The 23,379-nt window shown below is 58.2% G+C and carries 23 protein-coding genes and 1 pseudogene; 8 read left to right on the forward strand and 16 right to left on the reverse strand.

The genetic code is table 11. The features are described 5' to 3' along the window. Positions 1 to 142: 142 nt before the first annotated feature. Complete coding sequence (locus ACNS88_RS07030) at positions 143 to 529, reverse strand: hypothetical protein (RefSeq protein WP_435095079.1); 387 nt, start codon at positions 527 to 529, stop codon at positions 143 to 145. A 200-nt stretch (positions 530 to 729) separates the two neighbouring features. Then, complete coding sequence (locus ACNS88_RS07035; protein WP_435095080.1) at positions 730 to 1,134, reverse strand: hypothetical protein; 405 nt, start codon at positions 1,132 to 1,134, stop codon at positions 730 to 732. Positions 1,135 to 1,649: 515 nt separating this feature from the next. Between ACNS88_RS07035 and ACNS88_RS07040 the strand changes: the two genes are divergently transcribed. Continuing rightward, positions 1,650 to 1,886, forward strand: a complete 237-nt coding sequence (locus ACNS88_RS07040) for a hypothetical protein (RefSeq protein ID WP_435095081.1) — start codon at positions 1,650 to 1,652, stop codon at positions 1,884 to 1,886. A 310-nt stretch (positions 1,887 to 2,196) separates the two neighbouring features. On the opposite strand, the gene ACNS88_RS07045 is transcribed toward ACNS88_RS07040, so the two are convergent. After that, on the reverse strand, positions 2,197 to 2,613 hold the full coding sequence (locus ACNS88_RS07045; protein WP_435095082.1) for an SdpI family protein: 417 nt from the start codon (positions 2,611 to 2,613) through the stop codon (positions 2,197 to 2,199). 102 nt (positions 2,614 to 2,715) lie between these two features. On the opposite strand from ACNS88_RS07045, the gene ACNS88_RS07050 reads away from it, so the two are divergent. Continuing rightward, on the forward strand, positions 2,716 to 3,063 hold the full coding sequence (locus ACNS88_RS07050; protein WP_435095083.1) for an ArsR/SmtB family transcription factor: 348 nt from the start codon (positions 2,716 to 2,718) through the stop codon (positions 3,061 to 3,063). Positions 3,064 to 3,065: 2 nt separating this feature from the next. Next, a complete protein-coding gene (locus ACNS88_RS07055) occupies positions 3,066 to 3,404 on the forward strand; it encodes a DUF7521 family protein (protein ID WP_435095084.1) in 339 nt (112 codons plus the stop codon). 25 nt (positions 3,405 to 3,429) lie between these two features. Here ACNS88_RS07055 and ACNS88_RS07060 read toward each other — a convergent pair whose 3' ends face one another. Together ACNS88_RS07060 and ACNS88_RS07065 are read right to left on the reverse strand one after the other, a co-directional pair. Continuing rightward, on the reverse strand, positions 3,430 to 3,780 hold the full coding sequence (locus ACNS88_RS07060) for a hypothetical protein (RefSeq protein ID WP_435095085.1): 351 nt from the start codon (positions 3,778 to 3,780) through the stop codon (positions 3,430 to 3,432). A gap of 130 nt (positions 3,781 to 3,910) precedes the next feature. Further along, positions 3,911 to 4,527, reverse strand: a pseudogene (locus ACNS88_RS07065) (IS6 family transposase). A 351-nt stretch (positions 4,528 to 4,878) separates the two neighbouring features. Between ACNS88_RS07065 and ACNS88_RS07070 the strand changes: the two are divergent. Then, the gene (locus ACNS88_RS07070; RefSeq protein ID WP_435095086.1) at positions 4,879 to 5,082 is read left to right on the forward strand and encodes a hypothetical protein; all 204 of its coding nucleotides are present in this window, start codon (positions 4,879 to 4,881) and stop codon (positions 5,080 to 5,082) included. A 407-nt stretch (positions 5,083 to 5,489) separates the two neighbouring features. Here ACNS88_RS07070 and ACNS88_RS07075 read toward each other — a convergent pair whose 3' ends face one another. Further along, entirely contained in the window at positions 5,490 to 5,777 is a 288-nt protein-coding gene (locus ACNS88_RS07075) for a hypothetical protein (RefSeq protein ID WP_435095087.1), read from the reverse strand. A gap of 232 nt (positions 5,778 to 6,009) precedes the next feature. On the opposite strand from ACNS88_RS07075, the gene ACNS88_RS07080 reads away from it, so the two are divergent. Continuing rightward, the gene (locus tag ACNS88_RS07080; RefSeq protein WP_435095088.1) at positions 6,010 to 6,840 is read left to right on the forward strand and encodes an IS5 family transposase; all 831 of its coding nucleotides are present in this window, start codon (positions 6,010 to 6,012) and stop codon (positions 6,838 to 6,840) included. A 322-nt stretch (positions 6,841 to 7,162) separates the two neighbouring features. Here ACNS88_RS07080 and ACNS88_RS07085 read toward each other — a convergent pair whose 3' ends face one another. Together ACNS88_RS07085 and ACNS88_RS07090 are read right to left on the reverse strand one after the other, a co-directional pair. Beyond that, positions 7,163 to 8,965 (reverse strand): alkaline phosphatase PhoX, encoded by a 1,803-nt coding sequence (locus ACNS88_RS07085; protein ID WP_435095089.1) that lies wholly within the window; start codon positions 8,963 to 8,965, stop codon positions 7,163 to 7,165. Between the two features lie 568 nt (positions 8,966 to 9,533). Then, complete coding sequence (locus tag ACNS88_RS07090) at positions 9,534 to 9,872, reverse strand: hypothetical protein (RefSeq protein WP_435095090.1); 339 nt, start codon at positions 9,870 to 9,872, stop codon at positions 9,534 to 9,536. A gap of 595 nt (positions 9,873 to 10,467) precedes the next feature. Here ACNS88_RS07090 and ACNS88_RS07095 point away from each other — a divergent pair. Beyond that, a complete protein-coding gene (locus tag ACNS88_RS07095; RefSeq protein ID WP_435095091.1) occupies positions 10,468 to 10,884 on the forward strand; it encodes a hypothetical protein in 417 nt (138 codons plus the stop codon). Between the two features lie 64 nt (positions 10,885 to 10,948). Here ACNS88_RS07095 and ACNS88_RS07100 read toward each other — a convergent pair whose 3' ends face one another. Beyond that, positions 10,949 to 11,584 carry an IS6 family transposase gene (locus ACNS88_RS07100; RefSeq protein WP_435095278.1) on the reverse strand — a complete coding sequence of 212 codons (636 nt, stop codon included), beginning with the start codon at positions 11,582 to 11,584 and terminating at the stop codon, positions 10,949 to 10,951. Between the two features lie 110 nt (positions 11,585 to 11,694). Here ACNS88_RS07100 and ACNS88_RS07105 point away from each other — a divergent pair, with 110 nt between their 5' ends. Next, positions 11,695 to 12,033 carry a hypothetical protein gene (locus ACNS88_RS07105; protein WP_435095092.1) on the forward strand — a complete coding sequence of 113 codons (339 nt, stop codon included), beginning with the start codon at positions 11,695 to 11,697 and terminating at the stop codon, positions 12,031 to 12,033. A gap of 394 nt (positions 12,034 to 12,427) precedes the next feature. Here the strand turns inward: ACNS88_RS07105 and ACNS88_RS07110 are convergent, their stop codons facing one another. From ACNS88_RS07110 to ACNS88_RS07125, 4 genes are all read right to left on the reverse strand, one after another. Then, positions 12,428 to 15,892, reverse strand: a complete 3,465-nt coding sequence (locus tag ACNS88_RS07110) for an ATP-dependent helicase (RefSeq protein ID WP_435095093.1) — start codon at positions 15,890 to 15,892, stop codon at positions 12,428 to 12,430. Continuing rightward, positions 15,889 to 16,791, reverse strand: coding sequence for a RecB family exonuclease (locus ACNS88_RS07115; RefSeq protein WP_435095094.1), 903 nt, complete (start codon positions 16,789 to 16,791; stop codon positions 15,889 to 15,891). The genes ACNS88_RS07110 and ACNS88_RS07115 overlap by 4 nt, the downstream gene beginning before the upstream one ends. Then, a complete protein-coding gene (locus ACNS88_RS07120) occupies positions 16,788 to 18,851 on the reverse strand; it encodes a PD-(D/E)XK nuclease family protein (protein ID WP_435095095.1) in 2,064 nt (687 codons plus the stop codon). The genes ACNS88_RS07115 and ACNS88_RS07120 overlap by 4 nt, the downstream gene beginning before the upstream one ends. A gap of 260 nt (positions 18,852 to 19,111) precedes the next feature. Next, on the reverse strand, positions 19,112 to 20,215 hold the full coding sequence (locus tag ACNS88_RS07125) for a radical SAM protein (protein ID WP_435095096.1): 1,104 nt from the start codon (positions 20,213 to 20,215) through the stop codon (positions 19,112 to 19,114). A gap of 137 nt (positions 20,216 to 20,352) precedes the next feature. Between ACNS88_RS07125 and ACNS88_RS07130 the strand changes: the two genes are divergently transcribed. Next, positions 20,353 to 20,781, forward strand: a complete 429-nt coding sequence (locus ACNS88_RS07130) for a universal stress protein (RefSeq protein WP_435095097.1) — start codon at positions 20,353 to 20,355, stop codon at positions 20,779 to 20,781. 15 nt (positions 20,782 to 20,796) lie between these two features. Here ACNS88_RS07130 and hcsS read toward each other — a convergent pair whose 3' ends face one another. Genes hcsS through arsA form a run of 3 tightly spaced genes read right to left on the reverse strand, consistent with a single transcriptional unit; the run spans position 20,797 to position 23,377 of the window. Then, positions 20,797 to 21,021, reverse strand: a complete 225-nt coding sequence (gene hcsS, locus ACNS88_RS07135; RefSeq protein ID WP_435095098.1) for a halo-CC-star protein HcsS — start codon at positions 21,019 to 21,021, stop codon at positions 20,797 to 20,799. After that, on the reverse strand, positions 21,012 to 21,434 hold the full coding sequence (gene hcsL, locus ACNS88_RS07140; protein WP_435095099.1) for a halo-CC-star protein HcsL: 423 nt from the start codon (positions 21,432 to 21,434) through the stop codon (positions 21,012 to 21,014). Before hcsL ends, hcsS begins: the two co-directional genes overlap by 10 nt. Next, positions 21,431 to 23,377: an arsenical pump-driving ATPase gene (gene arsA, locus ACNS88_RS07145; RefSeq protein ID WP_435095100.1), complete on the reverse strand. Its 1,947-nt coding sequence runs from the start codon at positions 23,375 to 23,377 to the stop codon at positions 21,431 to 21,433. Before arsA ends, hcsL begins: the two co-directional genes overlap by 4 nt. Positions 23,378 to 23,379 lie beyond the last annotated feature (2 nt).

Below are 23,379 nucleotides of genomic sequence, written 5' to 3' on the forward strand. Positions count from 1 at the left end.
CCCCCGCCCGACGTCTGCTGTCGTTAGGGACATACAGAGGCGCGCGCCACCGAACTTGCTCAGTAGGTAGCCTCTATGCAGTACGCTCAAAATGATCACTCACGAACTGTCAGATGACGACTGCCGCATGCAGAGGGTGAAGCTAACACGAGTAAGCGAATGAGATTCCATCTGGCTCAACAAGAATTTGCACGTCTTCCCCTTCCCGTGAGCAATTGCCTACATCCGGGGTATACTCATGTCGTACATCGTCTTCACCGTCTAGCGAGACGACAAGATGGCTAACGCGGTTTTCAACACCTTTTGACTCGTCGCCCTTTCCTCCCGGCAATGTATACGTGTGGTCGAGCAGTAGACTGTCGTCTATCGCATAAACGGCTACTTGCAGGGAGATCTCCCGGTCGGTATAGTTTCGTGGGATGATTTCGACCATCGTTCCTTCTCCATCCTGTCCACTACCGACGCCGAGACACCCGGATGTGACAATGGTGGTGCCAAGTGCAGTGGATAGGAGGGCGCGCCGTTTCATACGCAACCGTCCTGCCTCGGTGGACTAATCACTTGCCACCGTCTGACAGATGTGCGCCGTATATGCAGCAGTGTGGTTTCGATCTACTCAGTGTCTGTCAGTAAGGGCGTGACCGATACAGAGGATGCAGTCAGCACGGCGGCTTCCTTCGTTCTGGCCATAATTAATTGAAATAGCTGCTCAGTATGCCTGCGAACCTCTCATCGTCGGGTCACAATACCTGCCGAGTCGATGTCAAATGCAAGTGTATCGACATCGGTGTTTTCAGGCTTTTCAGGCGGATAATAGTGAATATGATCTTGATCCGTCTGTTTGGAGTTGTCTTCATATACTGCGTACCGAAGGAGGTACGGTCGAGCCTCGGCAATGTTCTCGCGCTCGGCTCGGCCCTGCGGTTCGACGTCGATGCTCTCGTCATACACTCTCGCGTCACTGCGTGATGAGTCGCCGCCGCTCTCGAACAGAGCAAACTCGACCGTATAAGGGCTCTCAGTGTGATTAAATATGTCCAAGTCGACCGTCGCGGATACAGAAGAGAGCCCCGAGCAGCCAGCGAGTCCACCAAATACGGTCGTCGTCCCGAGGAGTACTCCACGACGTTTCATACCTGACTCCTGAGATGCAATCGATAAGTGTCTTGTTTGTACTGAGCGATCCGATCTGATCGAATCCAAAGATAACTCAGTACAAGACTCGCGCTCTGTATTCAGCAACGCCTGAATGAGTTCCCAGATTGCTGTTAAGAATGCTATGCGAGATATAGAGGATACATACAGCATAGCGGCTTTGTTTCTTTCAGATACTTCTCGCCGAATCACCTGCTCAGTGTCCGTGCAAATGTAGCGATTCGTGACCCGACGCCATGACTGAGGGTTCACAGGGTGTTAGGCGTGATCGCTTGCTTCGGGGCTATCCGTATCTATGGGCAGGAATTTGGCTACGTCTGGCCGTATACTGTCCTACTGGCGATCTCGATGATTGTCGGAATCTATGGGTTTTATCTGTCTCATCAAGAGGCTCTCGCCCAGCGAATTGCCTAACCGAAATCGGTTCGCTGGAGGTTCAAACCGTTGTTTGACCTTCGAAGGGATTTATTTCCGGACCGCATGGAGCATGCGATATGAACCGACGGGAATTTCTCACAACAATGGGTAGCGGGAGTATTGTATTGACAGCTGGCTGTTCCTCAATTCTTGAAGCCCGGAATCCGTTCCACTTCGGTATCACCAACTGGCAGGAACGGGAGTATACAGCTGAACTCAGGCTCCGCAAGAACGACGAGGAGAAACTAATCAATGGGCGGTTTGACATCGCTGCGAACAGACCTGATTACGAGCAACCGCGGGGATCTACCTAGAAGAGGTGACACAAGTGAAAAACGGAGACACCATTGACACCCGAGTGATTCTGAATGATGAAACCTATCGCGGTCGCTACGAGGTGACGTGCAACCAGCGCAAAAGATCCGAGAACAACTTCTTTTTATATATCCATTCTGGTGAAACCGGCGAGATAGAGTTCGGCGGTAGCGAATGTGAGGTATAGAACCGATCTCTCACAACCGAACCGTGATCGAACCGCTTTTTCAGACCAGCCGATACAGACTGTACTGGCAACTACTGTTTATATCGGGGAGGATGTCGAGTCGGAGAGTCTCGAAATGAGACTCACATGGTAGCGACGATAAGAGCGCCTTGAGAAGCCAGCAAGATGCTGAGCGTTCCCACCACAATAACCGTATAGTATGGCCGGATAGCGGCAAACTCCTCGATATGCTGCAATCGAGCGTCGAGCCAGTAGGTACCAAGTGCAATCCCAGCAATAATTACGGGGAACGCGATCAGAACCACCAGTGTCGGGACAAATTCCGGGCCGTAGTACGGACCTAGTCCGAGTGTCCAGTGGATCCGCATCTGCTCGGGGAGGAATCCGTGGGCAAAACTACTCAGAGCGATGCTTAGGAGGGTGATGCCAACGTCAGCCAACGCAAGCAGACGGCTACCGCTGCTGTCTTTGTCGGAGCCGGGTTGAGTGCTCGTCGATTCGGACTGTGAATCGTGTATGGATGAGGGTGTCCCTGTCATCACGCCTCGTTGTTCGAAGAGAGAGTGAAAAGAGCCACTAGCAGGGCTTCAAACTCTGAAGTAGTCGGTACTCACTTAATGGTGTTAGGCGAAATGCCGCTAATGAGTGAGGACGAGCCGGATATCGAGACCGTCGCTGGTCTTCTCGAAGACCAGACAGTCCGAGAGATCCTCACCGAAACGAGCCGAGAACCCATGTCAGCACGCACTCTGAAGGACCGTTGTGACGCTTCCGGACCGACGATCTACCGCCGCCTCGAACGGTTGCGCGAAGCCGATTTCGTCGTCGAACGGACGCGTCCGGATCCGGACGACGGGCATCACCGCCAAGTGTACGCGCCGAACCTCGATCGCATCACCATCGATCTTGGGGACGGCACCCTGTCGATCCAGATCACGCGGCGCGAGCGCATGGCCGATCGGTTCACACGACTTATCGAGGAAATGTAACCATGTTTGAAATTGTTTTACTGATCCGGAGTGTATTCGTGCTTCAGGCTAGTGGTCAGCCTTCGGGGATCGTGCAGTCGGGGTTGTTGGCTTACGAGCTGGTCGGAGCCGCACTCGGCGTGTTCGTCGCCTACCTCGCGTATTGCGGTTATCGCCGCAATCAGAGTCGGCCAATGCTCTTCGTCTCGCTTGGGTTTGCCCTTGCACTCGGCGTCCCGCTTGCTCTTACACTAGTGTATCTCGCGCTTCCTGTCTCGGGTGGCCGCGTCGGCGTTCAGGTTCTCACTCAGACCTTCGAAGTCGCCGGCCTCCTGTGTATCATCTACGGCCTCAGAGCCTGATACTGTTTGACGGGAGGACCTGCCGCTATCCGAAGGCGACGAGTCGTTTGTCAGCAACGTCCCCGTCCTCTTGACGATCGATCACGACCGTTGTGTAGATGGTGCCGCCAGCGGCGGCGATGCTCTCGACGTGATCCTCGAAGGTGAGCTCCCAGAGTTGGTCGCCGGACTCCAGATCGAACGCTCGCAGCGCAGCATGCTCTGGTGCGGTCGTCTCTACCGACCGATCATGTGTGGCCGCGATAATGGTATTGTCCGCGCCGATAACGTCCGTGATCTCGTGATCCAACTCTCGCGTCCATTCGGTCGCCCCGACGTGGGTTAGGGCTCGCAGTCGTCGATCACCCAACGCGGTCACGACGCTGTCGTCAGTCACGACCGGCGCTCCTTGTCGTCCCTCGATACAAAAAATACGGAACTGCTCCGGTTTGACATCAGAGTGCTCGTAATCCACGCTCGAAGGACCAAACCCGCGTATGGTCGCGTTAAGCTTGGCGTGAATTATGCTAGACGGCGACGGCTTCGAGCCAGTTTCGAGCTGTCTCTAACGCGACATTGCTAAAACTATTCGCAAACGATGATGTCCGCCGTTCTATTTCTCAAAAACACGTTCGATAGCATTTCGATTTTCATGGCGAATGACTTAAAATCGATAGCCGTCTTCAGCAAGAACTGATCCAAGATAGTCTGCGTCATCGACGAGAAATTCGACGTCATTTAACTGGTAGCGCCGGTGTAGCTCGGTCAAGAACCATCGCGTCGTTTGTTGATTTGCGGTTGGATAGAGGCTCACGTGGAGAATTTCGTTCGTATACGGATCAACCGCACCGTACAGCCAGAACTTCTGACCATGGAGGCGGATCATCTTTTCGTCAACCGCGAGTTGATCCTCGGAGACGGTCGAGATCGGCTGTAGATCGGCTTTATCAACCCAGTTGTGGATAGCGACATGACTCCGATCAATGCCGTATTCCTCGAGAAATTTACTTACCTTGCGTAGTGACATACCGGCCAAGTGACAGCGGATCCCTACTTCAATTGCCCAGAGTGGCGTTCGATCTCGCTCCACAAACGACAAGTCAATCCACGCGATACCATCGTTGAGGCGGTCGAATTCTGCCATAGACACTCAGAACTCGTCCGCCTCATCCTCTAACTTAATGCGACCTATCGATTCTCAGGTTTCTCGGAATATGAATAGTCTGCTCTGTTGAAATAATTTCTTCAGACACAATATCGTCTGAGACAGCCGGACACTGAAGAGCGCATCTTGATCGCCGAAGATTCTACCAGCTCAGAGAGGTGTTCCGATAGCCGTGCGAGATACACAGAGCGTATCCTGTGCGGAGCCACTCCCCGGCTTTCGTGGGCAGCTTATTCAATACAGTCAGCTCACGTATCGCGACTGCAGGTTTCTCGGCGCTACCGCCTCGTCAATCCTACCATTTGTCACCGTCGAGGATGCACGGTACGTATGGGTAGCGATGGTCTCATTGAGCTCGATCAGGACTGTTGGGTAGCGTTCGCAAAGTACAATCTGATACTGGCAACGGCGTTCGGTGTTCTCGCCGTAGGCATCCGGACGATGCGGCCAGACAACGTCTTGTTGCTCGTCGAAAACGGGGCACTCGCGCTGTTGTTCGGCGCCGTCCAGACGTACGCATGGCTCTCATCCTAATGTGTGTCGATTCCGACTACCGAAGAACTCGTACAGAGTTGTCGAAACGAGACGACCGCCGCACGGTCTCGTCGTACCGTGAAACGGCGGGAGACACACACGTACACCGAGCGGGTGGTTCAGCGTCGAACGCCCGAACAAAACGGAATTTTTGTGCTGACTACACCCTCTGGGCCTTGTTTAGACGCCAGCGTTCAGCGGTTTGCCCCCTCGATCGCGCGTTCAATGTTTCTCACCGCTGATTTCATGACAAGTTCGCGGAGTAGCGATGTCTTCACCGCCTCAAACGTGTAATCCGTCCGTTTCGCGTAGTGATGGCTCGCTTGGACACGATCCACGCCGGTTGCGTCGATTGTCTGAACATCTCCGAGTTCGTATAGTTCGACCGACGCGTCAAGGATCTCCCGCTACCGCTTCATCGGAATCGCTTGCTTCCGTGTACACATGGTCGAGAAGTGAGGTAACGTCTCAACCGTCAAATCGAGTGATTCCACGACTCTCGGCATTTCTCGAAGAACGTCCATCAGCGTGCGGTAATCGTGTGCGAGATACTCTTTGAAGTCTTGTACAGCAAGAATCACCCAGTCAGCATACCCGTCTCTTCCGGGACGGTATGCCGGAGCTGGCTCGCCAGCGACGGCTTTTTTGGCGAGCGAAACAACCGCCTCTGCGAAGCGGGAGATCTTGGTTTGCACACCCAATCTGTCCCGCTTCACATTCTAATAGATTTGGTAGTTCGTTGTATCTACTAGTGAAGCGATATTAATTAGGCATCTCTCAGACTGACCGGGTCTCTCCGTCTAAACAAGGCCCATTATCGTTATTCCACAGCACAGTAATGGTTTGCTAGGGCTGTGTTGAATCACCATACTGCAGCGAGGTAGGCCGCTAAATCAAAGGAGTTGAAGCGGGAGACTTCAGTTGTTCATGACCCAAATCTCCCGCTTCATCGGAGAAGTTGTGCCGGTTGCTCAAAGAGTTACTGGCGATGGAGGCGAATCCGCCGCCCCGGAAGGTGGCGGCGGATTCGCTGACTATGCACTCGTTTCCCTTCACGGTCTGCGGATTTACCTCGATTCATCGTACCGCATGACGATCGACCTACTCAAAGAGATGCCACAAATAACCGGGGAGATCGGCCTCAACGCGGCCGATCTCCCCGCGCCGTCCACGTTGTGTAAGGCATTCGACCGGATCAGCATGAGCGTCTGTCGAGTGCTGCTGCGCCAGTCGGCGCACCTGCACGATCTCTCTGAACACGCCGCGATCGACGCCACGTTCTACGACCGCTCACCAGCGAGCCGCCACTACTGCCAGCGAATCAGCTACCGCGTTCAAAAGATCAAAGTCACAAAACTCGTCGATACAGCGTCTCAAGCCGTCCTTGACGTTCATTGCTCAACGAATCGGGAGGGAAGCGACGCAGACCTCGCTGAGCAGATCGCCCGCCGGAACGCGGGCGATCTGCGGTCTCTTGCGGCCGATAAAGGCTATGACAAGCAATCGCTTCGTGAAGGATTACGCGACCTCGGAATCAGACCGCTGATCAAGCACCGTATCTTCACTCCGTACGACCACGCACACAACGCCAGAATCGACGATAACAGCTACAATCAGCGCTCTATGACTGAAACTGTGAACTCGGCTGTGAAGCGTTCGCTCGGCTTCGCCGTGCGAGCGCGGTCATGGTTTCGTGAGTTCCGAGAAATCGCGCTGATGTGTGTCGTCTATAACATCAAGCGCTTCGTCAAACAGTGAATCTCTACGCCTTACAGCGATTCAACACAGCCATCTGAACCGCCCGAGTCAGACCCACTACAACCAGCTATCCGGGCAGCAACTGCGCTGCCGACGGCCGCCAACAGAGCTCTTCTGGAGGGCACACAACCGAATGAATAGGTTGATAAAAATCAAGTTCGGTTTTGCTCACGAGCAGAATTTGACTGACCGAGCAGATTCTAGGAGATCGACACGCTGTATTCAACAACAGCTGAGCAAGTTCCCGATTTATTATCAGACATTCAGTATAAGATATAGGTTATTGAGGATGAGGACGACGATACTTGAGCGTGGGTGGAGATCAGGCAGAACCGGGATCGAACACCCAAATCATGTTGTTCTCGTGGCCGCGATTACCCGTATCCTCGCCGATAACGACCCGTCCGTCGTCCATGACGACGATGTTGTCGGGTTCGGCGATTGTGTTCTCGGGGTCGAGCGAGGTCTGCCCGCTCATGGCCATCGATTTTGCCAGATTCATCGTGCCCTTTAGACGACCTTGGTCTTCGTCGTCCTTCGTCGGGTTGAACGCACACGATTGACACGCCTTGTCGTTGGCGTTCGGATTCGCGTCGTAGGGACAGCCACCACAGATGTTGGCCTCCGGCCCACCGGTGACGATCGGCTCCATCTCACTGATGTCGTAATCGCTTTCCAGTGGCATTCGGTAGACAGCTCCCCATTCGTCGCCGTTCAGCTGGATGTCGCCCTCGTCGTCACCCATCGTTCGGTTGGTATTCGACATGGCGACATACATGTAGTCCTCACCCGCTTCGGCATCGCGGCGGATATTGATCCCCTCCATCTTGCGGAACTCCGTCGTTGCGCCTTTCCGCATTGCGGCCTGTCGACATTGGAGGAAGGCGACGCGATCGTCGTCTGCGTCCCCTACGGCCCACGCATCCATCTCCGCGTCGGTGATATACGAGTTCTCACCTTCCTCGTAGTCCGCCTGGGTGATCTCGTCGTACTCGGCGATCCACTCCTCGATTTGGTCGTCGCTGGCGTGCCCGAGTTCGATCCACTCGATGCCGAAGCTAACCTTGTCGGGATCGCCGCCGAGCGGTCCGTCTTGAGTGGCTTTCGCGGCGTACAGCGTTCCCGAGGAAAGGTCGCCCTTCTCATCGGCAACGAATTTGTAGAAGCCACGGGCGGTCCCGTCGGAGGTGGTGTAGGCGGTCTTCTCGTCCGGCATGACAACCGCGTTCTCGTGCGTCGAGCGGCCGAGCGCGAACCGCTTCTCGGGTACCGGCTCCTCGCTTTCCGGTTCGTTCAGTTCGACGATGTACCCGTAGCGGTACGGGTTCGGGAACTTGTCGGCAAAGATGCCGTCATCGTTTCGTTCGTGGCCGAGGTGCCGTGCGAGCCGCTCGACACCGCCTTTGTACTGCCAGTCCGGGTTGTTCCACACCGGCGTATCCGGAATCGAGTAGTTCTCCTCGGAGGTCAGCGGGGTGCCCCACGGAGAGACGGTCCCGAAGCAGTTGACCCAGGTTCCTTCCACGGCGGAAAAGTCGAGATTCTCCATGCCGAGGACCCGCCACGTGCCGTTACGGCCGTTCTGCTGCAGGTGAACTCGCGTCATCGCCCCCGGACGGTGTTCCCAGTTGGTGAACAGGTAGCCTTCGTCGGGTTCCTCGCTCGACGGGACGTAGCCGTTGAAATCGGGGTTGATCTGCCCGGTGAGCGAGTCGCCCTCAGGCGTGTAGACGGATCCCAGTTCCTCGCCGTCGTCGGTCTCGTCGCCGCCAACCGCAAGCCGCTGATAGTCACCCAGTGCCGTCCGCACCCGCTTGTCGTACGGTTCGGGTACTCCGTCGCCGTCGTCGCTGTAATCGTCGTCGTCTCCCTCGGGAATCTGGACGCTCTGGAAATCCCTGGGGAGCTGGTTCATGTCTACTCCCGTGACTGCGCCGAGAATTCCCGGTTCGTCCTCCCCGTCGAGGTTCGCGTCCGGGTGTTGGACGTTGAAGAAGAACCGCCCGTCCTCGGTGATGAACATGCCAGTGATCTCAGCACCAATGATGGTCGTCGCAAAGCGGTTGAGCGTCGCTCCTTCCTGTTCGATCCCGTGGCCTTCGCCTTCCGCTTCTTTACCAGCCACACTGCCCGCTGTCTGGCTCGCCGCCGTTAACGCGGCTAGACTCGATACGACCGTGCGCCGGGTATACCTCTTTGACATCCGAGTCAGCCATCGCCCACTTCCGACTTAATATATTATATTTCTTATATTTTCGGCGAAGTATACACTCGTTCCACGGTGTAGTAATATAGAGACGTACGTCCGGCTACTTCGTTTTGTTCGACCGTTCGCTCGATCATCCATCCCGGATCCTCACGCGACCGCTCACTCTCTTCGAAGGCGATCGGCAACGATCCGAGCTGAGCGATCTCGTCTTTGTACAGGTCGTCCTTTTCGGCGTACAACGGTTCCTACTGTACGAAGATGTGCCGACTTTGAGCGGGAAGTATTGTGCCGGTGTTCAAAGTCGGATCTCAATTTCCCGGGACGTTGATTGCGGTTGCCGCTGAACCCGATTGCTTCCACTCGCAGTTAGCTTGATTACTGAAGAATCCGGCCGCTGATCACGAACTGCACCGTTAAACCACGGAAGTACTGATTGCACGGTTCACATGCCTCGTTGATCGACCCGTGAATCGGTCAGTACAGTTCACATATCGTTTAAATTGGGCTCGTTCTCTGTGCGATTCGCAATCTCTCTGAGAGCCTTTGTTACGGCCTCGACTTCGATAGTAGACTCAAAAGACTCGAACCTCTCAAGCGTGCTGTCCGACCAATCTCCTGTACTCTTTTGATCTTGAATGAACCCTTCGAGGAAGACGACAGCACGGTATGCCTCTTTGGGGCTAGGATCAGCCGGAACATCTGATGGCGCAATTGAGTTGAGATCGGTCTGATATTCGTAAATCTCAAACGCCCACTCTCCGCAATCGTCACGAAACGGCTCATAGCGCTTCCCGAAATTGGAAGAGTCTGTTTGATGTCTCATATGTATGCTTACATATTACTATATACTGACCAGTTACGTTTCTTTTGAACAAGGCAACAAATATGACATTATTTTAAGTATTGTTTAGACGCGGAACTAAACTATTTATTCCGCCAATGGTGTCGCAGAGTATTCACCCAAGATGCAATCAGGTTCCATCGGCTAATTCAGGATTCCTTTAGAGAAAATAACACAGTTCCCCTGCTGACTACATCCTCTGTATCGATCAGACCGTACTGACAGTTCCTCGGTAGCTCGGGAAGACGCTGTAAGATGTATAACGCGTATTCAGCACAGTCTGGGGATTCGTATCGGCTTGTAACCATTCCCGACGTAGGGTTATTTTAACTCCCAATGCCTGTCTCTTTCGTACAACGGCGACGCGTGGATGGCGGTTCAATCTGTTCGTGGTATTTGAACTCGGACAGTAGAAGCGACGCACTTAGCGACACGTTTCGATAATAGTAAGTCGAAGTTGTGGTTGTTTGACGGATGTGTGGTACTGATATTTAATGACTTAACTAAACTGGCGAACGTGAGGATTCACTATGGATGACCCGAAGGAATATAGTTATAGAAGTGACATTCTCGGCATATGAACGCCCTGAACAACCTCCACAAGGCAAGCAAGTCCTCTCGGATTGGCTATCGTGGGCTCTCTGCACTTCTGGGAGTTGTAACGCTAGCAATATTCGGGATTGATCGATTCCTGCTTGAAACGGCAGGTCAACCACTTGAAGAAGTATCTATGTATGTGCTATATGGTGTCCTACTCGTCGTCGGGGTGAGTGCCTTCTATGCGTCAGTAAACGGTCAAGACCTCAGAACAGCAGTTCTCCTTTCATTAGGGCCGGTCGGTGGACTCTCAGTGTACCTAATTGGGTATCACCTCGTCTTGCCCCCGAGTACTGACTCTCCGACGTGGCTCATATTCCTCGCCTTTACCGCGGGGTTCCTTGCAATTGGGACTATAGCACACCTTTGTGGTCGTTTAGTCCAAAAAGTGTTCTAAACCTGTTTTGAGCGTCTTCCTTTTTCGACAGATACCAGACGCCGTACACTCAAGACCATCGTGTTCAGATTAGCTGATTCCATGCGAAACTGAACGAACTGAGCCAGTCGTCGGTGGTTTCTGCTTCGGCGTTGCTGAAACAGTTTGAGAAACAGGTAGTTCTACGTTTTATCTCTCTAAGGACACGTTCAACGGCATTTCGATTTCCATGTGTTTCGTATCTGAAATCGAAGCTGTGGCGTTGACACGCATCTTGTAACGAGCGCGATCCATCGACGAGAAACACCGCGTCGGAGACGTCGTGTTTCTCAGAGAGTCCTGTCAGAAATGAATGAGCAAGAACCTTTGTTTTTGTCGGTTCAAGCTTTGTATAAGATAATTCGTTTGTCTCGGGATCGACTGCGGCATACAGCCAATATTGCTCATCGTTGAGTCGGATCACGGTCTCGTCAACTGCATCGTGATCCGGACACCGCCCAGCTTCGGGCTGTAGATCGGCTTCGTGTGCCCAATTATGAACGGTTGATCGAGCACGTTCGACACCAAATATCTCAAATATAGAAACAGTATTTGAAAGTGATAATCCAGCGAGATAGAGCAGAAGACCGAGCTTCATCAGTAATCTCGGTGTCGCCTCTCGTTCCACAAAGCCTAATTCGGTCTGGTCGATACTACCGCGGAGATATGTGTTTTCGGGCATAAACCACTCAGAAAACACACCGCCTCACTTTCCATCTTTATCTGAACACCGCCCAAGGCAGTGTCAAAATATATACTATGTTATACGGGATTTCTCGTACCTCAAGATGAGTGACGGACCGAGAGTATCGTAACCCGCCACAAGAACTCTTTGAACCGAAGTACCCCGGCGGCGAAACCCATCCGTCTGTTTACTTTGACGAGCGCATCGAACCGTGGCTCGTCGCTACCGGTGGATTCCTCAGAGACCACAAGTTCTCTCACGATCTCGCAAGCGGGCGGCGGTACGATGCGCCGACGATGATCAAAGCGTTCGTCTACCAGCGCATCGTCGGCATCAAGTCATTCTACGGACTTGCCTCGCACTTCGATGGACGCCTAAAGGTCGCGGCGCTCCTCGGCTTCACTGAGGGCCTTTCGGCGGGCGACACGTTCCGCTCCAAGTGCTGATGGGGTGGAGCGACTTGGCGACAGCTCAAAAGTCCATCAGCATCTCCGGGAGAGCCACTGGCGACGCTCTTCGGCAAGTCCATCACCGCTCAAGAAACCAAAACGTATTCATCCTCTGTATCTCGCACAGCGTTCTTGACAGGTAGTGAGTGATTCTACGGGGTGATGGATTTGTGAGTCACCTGTACTGGCCGATCATGTACTTTCGTAGATCAGCCCATCTCATTCCAAGGTCGCGTTTCGTATCTCGCACGGCTACCGGGACCTCTCTTTGAACCGGTAGAACCCTCGATAGTCGATACGCACTTTTCAGCGACCAGCTGTTTCATACGATATTGTATCTGAAGAACAGGATTTCAACAGAGTCGTTCCTTCGGGTAGCTGATAATTCGAACTACTCTTCGAACCCAGGATCGACGGTGAATGCCTTTGGCGCGCAGGGGAGCCGGTTGTGTTGACACCACTGACAGTGCTCGCCGGTGGTGTATCGACTGAACGAGAACTCAGCGATACGGTTCATCGACTCCGTCACGTCTTCTTTGACTGATTCGAGTTCGGCCTCGTCAAACACCCGCGATTCGACTGTTGGCCCGATCTCGCCGACGTACGCGTACCCGGCCTGTGCGATTGGTTCATCGTATAGGTCACGACAGGCCAACAGATAGATCGGGAGTTGCTTGTCGTCCTGTAGGTCACGGTGGCGTTCAGTCGCTTTGTAATCGATGACGACCAGTTCGTCGTCAGGCGTCCGATAGACCGCATCAATGTATCCAACGAGTTCGTGCCCGTCGATATCGAGTTCGAACTCTCGCTCGGCATCGATAATCTCGTACTCGGGAAGATCCAACTCGAAGTATCGGTCGATACACCCCTGGGCTGCTGGGAGCGCGTCCTCGGCGCGGCGCTGACCGGCGAGCCGCTCACAGATGTCGTACCACTCCTCACGGCGATCGACGTCTTGTTTCGCGGCTTGCTCTGCCGTGTCGTGGAACAACAACCCGATCCCACGTTGTGACACACCGCTTCCGGCGGTGTTCGTGGACTCCTGATAATCGGAGAACGCATTGACCACGTAGTCGAGGTAGTGGCTCCGCGGGCATTCCTCGTACGCCGCTAGCGAGGTGTAGCTGTGCGAGAGCGATGGTGGCGGCGTCGACGGACCAGTCAGCGACGCCACGTGGAGTGTGTCCCGCTCGCCTTCCCATGAGAGGCCCCCGTTGAGGGAGGCTGTTGCGAGGTCTACCACGCGGTCGCGCGCAGCCTCTACCGCGAGTTTCTCGCCGTCATGCGTAACGGTCCCGCCGACGTTCCCGATCGTTTCGCTGGCGAGTGTGGGAGTCCAATTCGCTGTTACATCGGGGAGACACTCTTGGATGTCTGTCCAGAGTGGGAGATGGCCGCGTTCCGGCTGCCACGGGATTCGTGATGGGAGGATCCCACTGACTGCCTCGGAAACGGGGTGCTCGTCTTCAGCATCGACGCCTTGGTCCTCACTGCCTCCCTGTAGGACGAGAACATCTTCGGCGCGCGTGATTCCGACGTGGAACACGCGCCGAGTTTCGCGCGCATCACGCTCGACGAAGTCCTCGGCGAACGCTGCGTCCGCGCCATCCGAGAGGCTGGTTTCGAGCGCATCATATGTACGCGAACTTGGAGCCCACTCGTCGGCGGTGATTTGCGGGATGAGGACGACGGGGAAATCGAGCCCCTTGCTTTTGTGGATGGTCATGACGTTGACCGCGTCGTCGGCGATATCCGGCTGGCTCGTGGGTGCGGTGCCGCTCTCATCGAACAGGGAGTCGTAGTGTTCGAGGGAGTCGATGAACTCGGGGGTGAGCGGCGGTTGGACGGCACTGTCTCCGTACTGTTCGATCACATCCTCAAGCTGGGCGAGATCTCGACGCTCCTGCTCGCTGAGATACCACTCGATGTTCGTGAGCGCTGTGAGTTCGCGGTACAGGTGGCTGAGTGACGCCGAGTCCCGCAGATCGAGCAGTTCCGTGACGTGATCGCGGGCGTCCGCGATGCGGTCGGGCTCCTCGAACTCCTCTAGCGGTGTGTCACGGAGCGCGTCCACGAGTGAATCGTCCCCGTCATTGAGTGTTCGAAGGTCTGTGTCGCACACGCGGTACCGCATCAGGAGAACACGGTTCCAACTCACCTCGTCGTCCGGCCGGGCGAGCGCTTTCAGATACGCGGTGACGGTGCCAACGCCGACTGACTCCGTGGCTAACTCCCCAGCCACCTGGTACGGGATCCCGGCATCCTCGAACTCCTCGATGACGGGTGTGGCGTGGCTGTTCTTCCGGACAAGTAGCGCGATGTCGCCTGGATCGTACGTCTCATCGAGGGTCTCTGCGGCACCGCTCACCAAATTCTGCACGACGGTGCGAAGTTGCGCCGCACCGTCCGCATCCTCCTCGTCTTCGTCATCTGGGAGTTCGACGGTAGCGACGGTGTCCCCGTCGTACTCGGGCTCATCAACCCGAGTGAGCGTCTTGTGTCGTTCTCGGTGGTCGAGTTTCTGAATTGCTTCGTTCGCCAAGTTCAAAATTGGCTGTCGGGAGCGGAAGTTCTCCTCTAGCGGTTCGTCGGTGAGCGTTTCGAACGCTTGGTCGAGCTCGTCGGCGATGTTGGCGACGTGCGCGCCGCGCCACTCGTAGATCGCCTGATCGTCATCGCCAACGACGAACAAGTTGTCGTCGGTGACGAGCGACGTGACGAGGTCGAACTGAAGGCGATCGGTGTCTTGGAACTCGTCACAGAACACGTAGTCCCACCGCTCGGCTATTTCCTCACCGACCGGCGAGTCCATCAGCGCGGCTGTCTCGACGACCAGCCCGTCGAAGTCGATGCGGTTCCGCTCGTCGAGTTCTCGTTCGTATGCCGCATATCCTGCTGTCAGGTCACGGGCAGCAAGACAGTCGGAAACGAACGAGTCGAGGTGGTCCGTGAGTTCGAGATTGAGATCACCGGGAATTCCCGTTGGAGCACCGTTTGCGTAGCCGCCGAGCAGATATTTTGGGAGTTTGTGCGCGTTGTCTGGGAGGTCTCGGGCACCCGCCTCGTGTGCTTCGAACGCAGCTTCGAGCGCGTCACACAACTCAATGAGGCGATCGAGGAAATCTCGGGCACTCGGTTCGATACCGTGCGTGCCGAGCGCATCGCGTTCAGCGACTAACTCTGACCGGACATCCGGGATCGAGTCGTGAACGCTCCCGATAGAGCGCCCACCGAGATGATCGCCGGCGATATCCTCGATCCGCTCCGGAAGATCAGCGAGTTCGTAGACACGATCGGCCGACCCGAGGAACGCGTCGATGTCGTCGGGCGTAATCCCGCTGCGTTTCATCGATCCGATGAAGTTCAGGAGTTTCGAGGCAGCGCCAGACGCGTACCCGTCGCCGCCGTACACATTCGGTTTCACCGACCGGTACTCGATCTCGTCGAGGACGTCGATGACGATGGCGTACTTTTCGGCATCTGTGGCGACCTCGAAGTCGGGGTCGATCCCGGCTTCGTACGCGTAGTCGGTGAGAATCTCGTTACAGATGGAGTGGTACGTGTACGCGTCGATGTCGTATCCGGCGGTCCCGAGTTTCGCGTTGAGTTTCTCCCGCATCGAGTCCGCGGCGTTATTCGTGAACGTCAACGCGAGAATTCGGTCCGGGGAGACGTCTTCCTCGTCAATGAGGTGCTCTATTTTCCGCACCATCGTGAACGTCTTCCCGGTCCCTGCACCAGCGAGCACCCGCATCGGGTACGCGTTGGAGTCGATGATCGTCTCCTGCTGGGGCTCCGGTGAGATATCTGTCTCCGGAACCGGGAACCACGACGGGTACGCCGTCTCGTCGCTCATCGCCGCACCTCCTGAGACAGGCGGTCAGCACACATCTCCCGATAGTCACAGTCCGGGCACGCCTCCTCGGTGATGAGCTCGAACGGTTCCGGCTCAAACCCGTTGTTTGTGATGCCGTCGTGTGCGTCCTGAATGAGCGCCCAGATCGTGTCTCGGTGTTCGTCGTAAATCTCCGTGGTTTCCCGTGGGTAGCCGCGTGCAGACACCTCGTACCCGTCTGGGGTACTCTCGAACGACGTGCGATTGAGGAGCCCGTAGAAGCTGAACCGGACCTCCATCCCCTCTTTGTAGAACGGTTCGTTCTTCACGCCCTCGATGTACGTCGCCGTCTGAAACGCATTCCGTACCCGCTTCGGTTCGTGCGCCTCGCCGTCGAGATGCTCGTCGAGACGCTCGGCCGTCCCAGACGAGAGAGCACCGCGAGTGTTCCGCTTGTAGTCGAAAATATGGAGCCCATCGTCCGTTCGGATGACGTTGTCTGCTTTCCCGTGAAGCTCTCGCCCATCGACTTCGCACTCGACCCAGCATTCTGTAGCGAGTGACCGGCGGGCGTGCTCGCTCCCGTCACCACCATCCGGATCGAAGAACGACTCGATGGCAGCCCGATTCTCAACGCGTTGGTACTCTTGGTGTGCAGCCGATTCGTAGTCATCCGGCGTGCTGTGCTCGTCCCACTTCGCATCGAAAATCCGCATCGCTCGGTCGGAGATGACTCCCGGATCGTCGTCTCCGTCGGTCGCGTCACACACGTCCTCGATCGTCTCGTGATAGATCGTTCCTTGATTGAGGTAGAGTTCAGTCCGATCTGGCGTGTTCACGTCCTGTCCGTACCGGTAGTCGTACAGGCGTGGACACGTCGCGTACGTCGCCAACCGAGATGGAGAGAGATCGGTGCTCATCGTCGAACCTCCCCATTAGCAAATTCAACGCGCGCACGCAACGCCTGCCGGAGTTCGTCGCCCCGTGAGCCACTCTGATCGAGGAGCTCCTGAATCTCACCAAGTTCCGCTTCGACGTCGTCGAGCGACACCGTCACGTCCTGACTGTTCGCGCGCCGCACCTCCGCGAGCGCGTCATCGACCCGTGACAACAGGTACTTTTCTGCTGCCTGCTCGCTCGTAATCTGCGGGTCGTCGGCGTCGGTCACCCACGGGAGTGCTTCGTATGCCGCCGTGAGGAACCGCGAGGCCTGCGCACGCTCTTCGAGCGCTGTGTCCTCGAACTCATAGAGACAACAGTACAGTTGCTCCGTCGCTGCGCCCGCACCGACAGCCAGTCGTCGCCGCGCATGCTCCGTGTGATACCGTGCGAACGGGCGACTCGACGCCGTCGACGTCGTCGGGAACGTCGCCTCCACGTCCGTCGCATCGAGTTCCGTGACGCTTGGGTAATCCGGCATCGACGCGACGCGCTCCGTGGGGAACAACCGGGTCAGGAACGCGTCACCCGGGTACTCGCCGTCGACGAGGTTCACGAGAAACACCGCGCGGAACGACTCGTTTTTGACGGCCTGCAAATGATCGACGCGCACACCGCCGTCGAGGTCCGTCGCACTCGTCTGGTTCTGCTGTGGCGCGTACTCGTGGGCGCGTTCCAACATCTTGCCGAACGACGCCCACGTCGCATCGATAATCTCGGTGGCTTCGAGGAACTCCGCCATCCGGAAGGCTCGGCGGACGTTCCCGAACTGTGATCGTGCGTCAAGCGGCGAGGCCCGCTCTGCGACCCGCTCTTTTAACCCAGCAGCGGTGGCCCACCATCGAACCGCATCCTCGATCGACTCCATGTCGCGCATCCGGTCCACGCGAGTGCTGTCGATGTTCGGGCCGAAATCGGTGTGGTCGTCGCTGTCGCCGTCGTCGGCTGCGAGCCGGCGGACGGCCGCGAGCAACTCTCGGATTGCCGGGTCATCGCCGAAGCCAGTCACAGTCGTCGATTCCGTTGGGATCCCTGTGCGTTCGAACGCTTCGATGACGTCTGTGACACTCTCTCCGCTCCCCTTCGTGGCGACCGCGATATCGCCGTACCCCCAGTCGGGCTCGCCGACGAGTGACTCGATCTCGTTCGCAACCGCGGCAAGGTGCCCATCACTCGACTCCGCAGCCAAGATGGAGACAGCCCCGGACTCCGGATCGGCTTCCACTCGCTCGTCGGCGAAGTACGCTGCTGTGGCCGCCGGCCGCGTCGACGGCGTCGTCGGGGGCCCGCGTCGAGACTCGTTGAACGAGACGTACTCCGTCACCGGTCCCGCCTCGACCCACGTGCGACGTACACTCGCGTTCTCCTCAGCGACACACACGAGCTCGCAGTCCGCTGTGAGCGCATCAAGGTACGCACGGTCAAGTGGGAAGAACTCCTCAAACTCGACCGCAAGCACTGCTTCGACATCGACGACGTCATCGCGGTTGTCACCAGTGAGCACGTCACGCGCCTCGGAGATGAGTTGCCCGCGCTCCATGTGATCGTGCTCGGCGAGCCACTCGTGGAACGCGTCAAGCGCAGCCGATATCTCTTGGAGCTCCGGTGTCTCGTCGGGCGTGACGGTCTGCCAGGAGAGCGTGTCCATCACGTGGTCCACATCGTCGATGAATGACGGCTGTTTCGACGCTCGTCGCAGGTACTCCGTCTCCCACTCGTAGCCAGCGAGGAACCGATGGAGGAGTTCGCGCCGCAGCGCGTCAGAGAGGATTACACGATCATCAGTCTGATTGAGAACATCAGTCGCGTGTACGACGAGCGATGTCACGTACGGCGTCGCCGCGCCCGACAGTTCCTCACCTAGCGTCTCACGGAACGTGTCCGTGCTCGTCGGTGCCCCTGTGATGACGAGTATCTCCTCGGAGTCGTGCTCGTCGAGATACGCCGTGTAGATCTCGCGTGCCGCTGCTTCGACATGTTGTGTGCCGAACGGTGCTGTCACCAGTTCACCATCGAAACTGCGGTGGCCCCTATCGCTCATTGCTTCCCCTCAAACAGAGCAGACAGAACGGTCGTGGCTGACATACTATTTAGCTCAAAGACCTATCAGTTAGGCTTTCTCCCAACAGACCACACGCAGCGATACCGTCACAGACGGTGGTGACAGCCGATGGAGACTGACGATACTCGCGCGATCGTCACCGGCGTGTTCGCCGGCTCAATCGACCTCGCAAACGTCCTCGCCGCGAAACGCACGTGGATCGAACGCCCCGGACCTGGCGGAGTCGACCGTGTCCGCGGTCAGTCGGCGGTGTCCGGCGCGCCGGTAGCTTCTCCGACCCCGTCGTCAAGCGTCGGCGGCAACTCCCCCTCGTACCCATCTGGCACGTGCGGGCAGAGCGGGTCGCTCCCCAGTGGGTCTCCCGTCGTCGCGAACGCCCGCGACCGGCTCCCGCCGCACACCTGCCGGAACTCGCAGGCACCGCACTTCCCCTTCAGCTGGTCCGGTTCGCGGAGGGATTCGAACAGCTCCGTGTTCCGGTAGATGTCGACGATCGATCGATTTCGGACGTTGCCCGCGGACGACGGAAGAAACCCGGACGGGTACGCCTCACCGGTGTGGCTCACGAACGCGAACCCGCGACCGGCGGTGATTCCGCCGCGCCGCCTCGCCGCCCCCTCGTCGCCGTCGGATTGGAGCCCGACCCGCCGGTAGAAGGGCGCCTCGGTCGTCTTGACGCCGAACGGCTCCGCCTCGGCGACGCCGTGGAGCCACTCCATTACATCTTCGGCCCGCTCAGGGGCGATCGGGTCGAGGATCCGCCCTCGACCGACGGGGACGAGGAAGAACACGCTCCAGAGAACGGTGCCGAGGTCTCGCACTCGGTCGCGGATCGCGGGGAGCTCGTCGACCGTCTCCGCGCAGACGGTGGTGTTGATCTGCAGCGGGAGCCCCGCGTCGGCGGCGACCTCGGCCGCGTCCAGCGTGCTCTCGAAGCTCTCCTCGCCCCGGAACCGGTCGTGGCTCTCGCGCGTCGCGCCGTCGAGGCTCAACGCCATCCGCCGGATCCCGGCGTCGGCGAGGGCCTCGACCCGATCGGGCGTCAGCGACTGCGTCCCGCTTGGCGTGATCGTCATGCGGAGTCCCCGATCGTCCCCGTATGAGACGAGTTCCATCAGGTCGTCTCTTGCGAGGGGATCGCCCCCGGAAAGCACGACGAGCTGGCCGTCACCGAACGCCGCCGCGTCGTCGAGGAGTCTCTTCCCCTCCTCGGTCGTCAGCTCGTCGGGGTGACGCGCGGGCTTCGCGTCGGCGCGGCAGTGACGGCAGGCGAGTCCGCACGCCTGCGTCACCTCCCAGATGAGGACCAGCGGCCGCCGGTCCGTGTCGAAATCTTCGAACATCAGCGTATCGGCAATTCTCGTCCTACCCGTATGGGTCCTATCCCGAACGTGTTCACGCGCACAGGCGTAGCCCTAGATGCCTCAGTGAGTCGCCGATCACCCCTCAGTTTGATGTTGTCACCCGTTGAAGCCGAAGCATGGCAGACTCTGTCCTCGTCGCGATGGACGACTCGCCGCTGAGTCGGGAGGCGCTGGCGTACGCCTTCGAAACGTTCCCGGACGCGGAGATTACTGTCGTCCACGTCGCCTACCTCGATCTCGACATGCTTCCCGATGACACCAGGGAAGTCTTCCAGGAGTCGCTTGACGAACTCAGCGGTGTCGGCGACGAAACCGCCGCGTCTGTGTTTGACACCGTCCGCGATGTCGCCGACGATCGCGAGGTGTCGGTCACCTTTCTCACGGGCGAGGCGGAGCGCCGCATCGTCGAGTACGCCGATGACGGGGCCTTCGATCACGTCGTACTCGGGACGCACGGCCGCTCGGGGATCTCACGAGTGCTGGTCGGAAGCGTCGCCGAGGCCGTCCTGCGGGAGACGACCGTCCCGACGACGCTAGTGAAGTAAGCGGACCGAGTCCCGCTAACAGCAGCCGTCGTCGTCGGCGCCGCAGACGCTACCGTAGTCGATCCCGGTCTCGTCGCCGATCGATTCGTTACATTGCTTCACCATCGTCGTGAACGCGAACTCCGAAGACGATTCTTTCGCCGTCGCAAGCTCCTCGCCGAGCGTCTCGGCGGCCGCGACGACTGCCTCGTCAGTGGTTCCGCCCTCGCCGGCGTCTCGATCGGAGGCGCTCAACAGCACCCACCACCGGTGGACCGCGCAAACTCCTCACCGATCTCGTCGCTGATCGCGTCGTCCGTTCGCTGGAGGAGTTCGACCAGCTCGTTCTGTGCGGCCTGCTGACGCTGGATCGTCTCGTTGTTCGACAGCTCCGACTGGAGTTGCTTCAGCTCCGCCATCACCGACTCGTCGAAGCCCCCGCGCTGCAGCTGCTGCTGTTTCTGTTGGTACTCACGGAGCAGCGCCATCGCGTCGGCGTCCTCCTGGAGCGCCTCGTCGGCCTCGACGAACCGCTGATACGTCTCCGACTCGCTGAGGGCGTCGAGGAACTCGCGGAGCGCCGCCTCGACGTTCGCCTCCACGTCCTCGGGTGCCGTCGGCTCCGCGTTTCCGTCGGCCACGTCGACTCCCTCCGCATCCCGCGCGTCGCTCACGAGGGCGTCACCTCCGGCGCGTCCGTCTCGGTGATGTCCGCTATCCCGGTGATCTCGTCGCTGAACGCGCTCAGCTCCGCGAGTCCGATCGGCTCGTCCCGACGCAGCGGCGCGAGCATCATCGGTGTTTCGAAACGCTCTTTGATCTCACCGAGGTACTTCTCCTGTTGTGCCCGCCGGTTGGCGAAGAAGGCGTTGTCGCCGTACTCCTCGGGGAGGAGGTAGTTCGCTACGACGAACGCCGTCTCGATGCCGACCTGGTCTCTGAGATCCTCGGCCGCGCGATACGCCTCCATCATGGGCGTGTACTCGGGGTACATCACGAACGCGAAGGAGCTCCGATCGGGGTCTTTCATCGTCTCGATGACCTCGTCGTACTGGTCGCCCTTCGCGGGCGCGGCGCCCTTCGTCAGCGAGCCGAGGTCCATGAACCCCTTCCAGTCGGAGGGGAGTTCGAGCAGGCGGAGCGTGTGGCCCGTGGGGGCCGTATCGAAGACGACGATGTCGTATCCGTCCTCGTCGAAGTAGCTGACGAACTTTTCGAGGGCCGCCATCTCCTCGGCACACGGCGACTCCAGCTCTTCCTCGACGTTCGAGATCGCGGCGTCAACGTCTATCTGCGTGTCGTCTTTCTCCTCGTACATCTCCGTGACGTGATCGAGGACCTGCTCGCGGTACTCTTCGAGAGCCTTCTCCTGGTCGATCCGCGCCGCGTCGAGGTTCGCCTGGCCCACCGACGTAGGCTCGTGACCGACCGGCTCGCCGAAGATATCTTCCAAGTGGGCCGCCGGGTCCGTCGTGACGACGAGCGTCTCGTAGCCGGCCTCCGCGAGCTTCGTCGCCGACGTCGCCGCGACGGTGCTCTTGCCGACGCCGCCTTTCCCGGTGAAGAACAGGTACCGCGTCTCGTCGCCGCTCGGCGTGACCTGCTCGGCGACCGACGCCGGGTCGGCCAGCGACTCGACGTCGATGGACTGGTCGGTATCGACGTCGGTAGCCGAGCCGACCTCGACGGTCGCTTCCGCGCCGTCGTAGAGGACGCCCCCGACGTCCGCGAGCAGGTCGAGCCCGGCGATCTCGCCGGGCTGGAGCGGGTACGTCGCCGTCGCGTCGGCGTCGAACTCCTCGCGGGCGCGCTCGATGACGGCCTGCTCGTCGTCGCGTTTCCCCTCGAAGAAGGGGTCTTCACACACCGACTCGGGGAGGTAGCCGTTGAGGACCAACAGCTGCGACTCGATCCCGAGTTCGGCGAGGTCGCTCGCGCTGCGTTCGATCTCGTCGATCGAGGAGTCCTCGGGCTTACCGACGAACGCGAACGAGGTGCGCTCGTCGTCTTGGAGCGTGTCGATCGCGCGCTCGTAATCCCGCTTTTTGTCCTCCATCGAGGCCGCCGGGCCGATACACGTCGAGCCGCCCTTCTCGAGTTCGGCGTTCCAGTCGGAGGGGAGCTCCATCAGCCGGATGGTGTGGCCCGTCGGCGCCGTGTCGAAGACGACGGCGTCGTACTCCGGGCTGTCCATGAAGTCGACGAAGTTGTCGAAGGCGGCGATCTCCTCGACGCAGGGGCTGTTGAGCTGCTCTTCGACCGTTTTGATCTCCTCCTCGCCGAGCAGTTCCCGCATCGGCTCGATCGTCTCCTGGCGGTACTCCTCGGCGGCCGTATCGGGGTCGATCTCGATCGCGGAGAGGTTCTCGATCCCGTCGATCGCGGTGACCTCGTGGCCGATCGTTTGCCCGAAGATGTCCGAGAGGTTCGGCGCGGGGTCCGTCGTCACCAGCAGCGTCTCGTAGTCGTTGTCGGCGAGCCACGTCGCGGTCGCACAGCTCACCGTGCTCTTGCCGACGCCGCCCTTTCCGCTGAAGAAGACGAACTCGGTGTCGTCCCCGCTCGGTTCGACTATCTCGCGCGCGCTCGTCTCCGTCGCCTGCTCTATCTGTGACATTT

The organism is Halorubrum shenae (genome assembly GCF_051194165.1).
In the GTDB taxonomy this organism is placed as follows: domain Archaea; phylum Halobacteriota; class Halobacteria; order Halobacteriales; family Haloferacaceae; genus Halorubrum.

Coding starts and splice junctions, on each gene's coding strand:
- ACNS88_RS07030 (WP_435095079.1), bottom strand. CDS start 529: ATGAAACGGCGCGCCCTCCTATCCACTGCACTTGGCACCACCATTGTC.
- ACNS88_RS07035 (WP_435095080.1), bottom strand. CDS start 1,134: ATGAAACGTCGTGGAGTACTCCTCGGGACGACGACCGTATTTGGTGGA.
- ACNS88_RS07040 (WP_435095081.1), top strand. CDS start 1,650: ATGAACCGACGGGAATTTCTCACAACAATGGGTAGCGGGAGTATTGTA.
- ACNS88_RS07045 (WP_435095082.1), bottom strand. CDS start 2,613: ATGACAGGGACACCCTCATCCATACACGATTCACAGTCCGAATCGACG.
- ACNS88_RS07050 (WP_435095083.1), top strand. CDS start 2,716: ATGAGTGAGGACGAGCCGGATATCGAGACCGTCGCTGGTCTTCTCGAA.
- ACNS88_RS07055 (WP_435095084.1), top strand. CDS start 3,066: ATGTTTGAAATTGTTTTACTGATCCGGAGTGTATTCGTGCTTCAGGCT.
- ACNS88_RS07070 (WP_435095086.1), top strand. CDS start 4,879: ATGGGTAGCGATGGTCTCATTGAGCTCGATCAGGACTGTTGGGTAGCG.
- ACNS88_RS07080 (WP_435095088.1), top strand. CDS start 6,010: ATGACCCAAATCTCCCGCTTCATCGGAGAAGTTGTGCCGGTTGCTCAA.
- ACNS88_RS07090 (WP_435095090.1), bottom strand. CDS start 9,872: ATGAGACATCAAACAGACTCTTCCAATTTCGGGAAGCGCTATGAGCCG.
- ACNS88_RS07095 (WP_435095091.1), top strand. CDS start 10,468: ATGAACGCCCTGAACAACCTCCACAAGGCAAGCAAGTCCTCTCGGATT.
- ACNS88_RS07100 (WP_435095278.1), bottom strand. CDS start 11,584: ATGCCCGAAAACACATATCTCCGCGGTAGTATCGACCAGACCGAATTA.
- ACNS88_RS07110 (WP_435095093.1), bottom strand. CDS start 15,892: ATGAGCGACGAGACGGCGTACCCGTCGTGGTTCCCGGTTCCGGAGACA.
- ACNS88_RS07115 (WP_435095094.1), bottom strand. CDS start 16,791: ATGAGCACCGATCTCTCTCCATCTCGGTTGGCGACGTACGCGACGTGT.
- ACNS88_RS07120 (WP_435095095.1), bottom strand. CDS start 18,851: ATGAGCGATAGGGGCCACCGCAGTTTCGATGGTGAACTGGTGACAGCA.
- ACNS88_RS07125 (WP_435095096.1), bottom strand. CDS start 20,215: ATGTTCGAAGATTTCGACACGGACCGGCGGCCGCTGGTCCTCATCTGG.
- ACNS88_RS07130 (WP_435095097.1), top strand. CDS start 20,353: ATGGCAGACTCTGTCCTCGTCGCGATGGACGACTCGCCGCTGAGTCGG.
- arsA (WP_435095100.1), bottom strand. CDS start 23,377: ATGTCACAGATAGAGCAGGCGACGGAGACGAGCGCGCGCGAGATAGTC.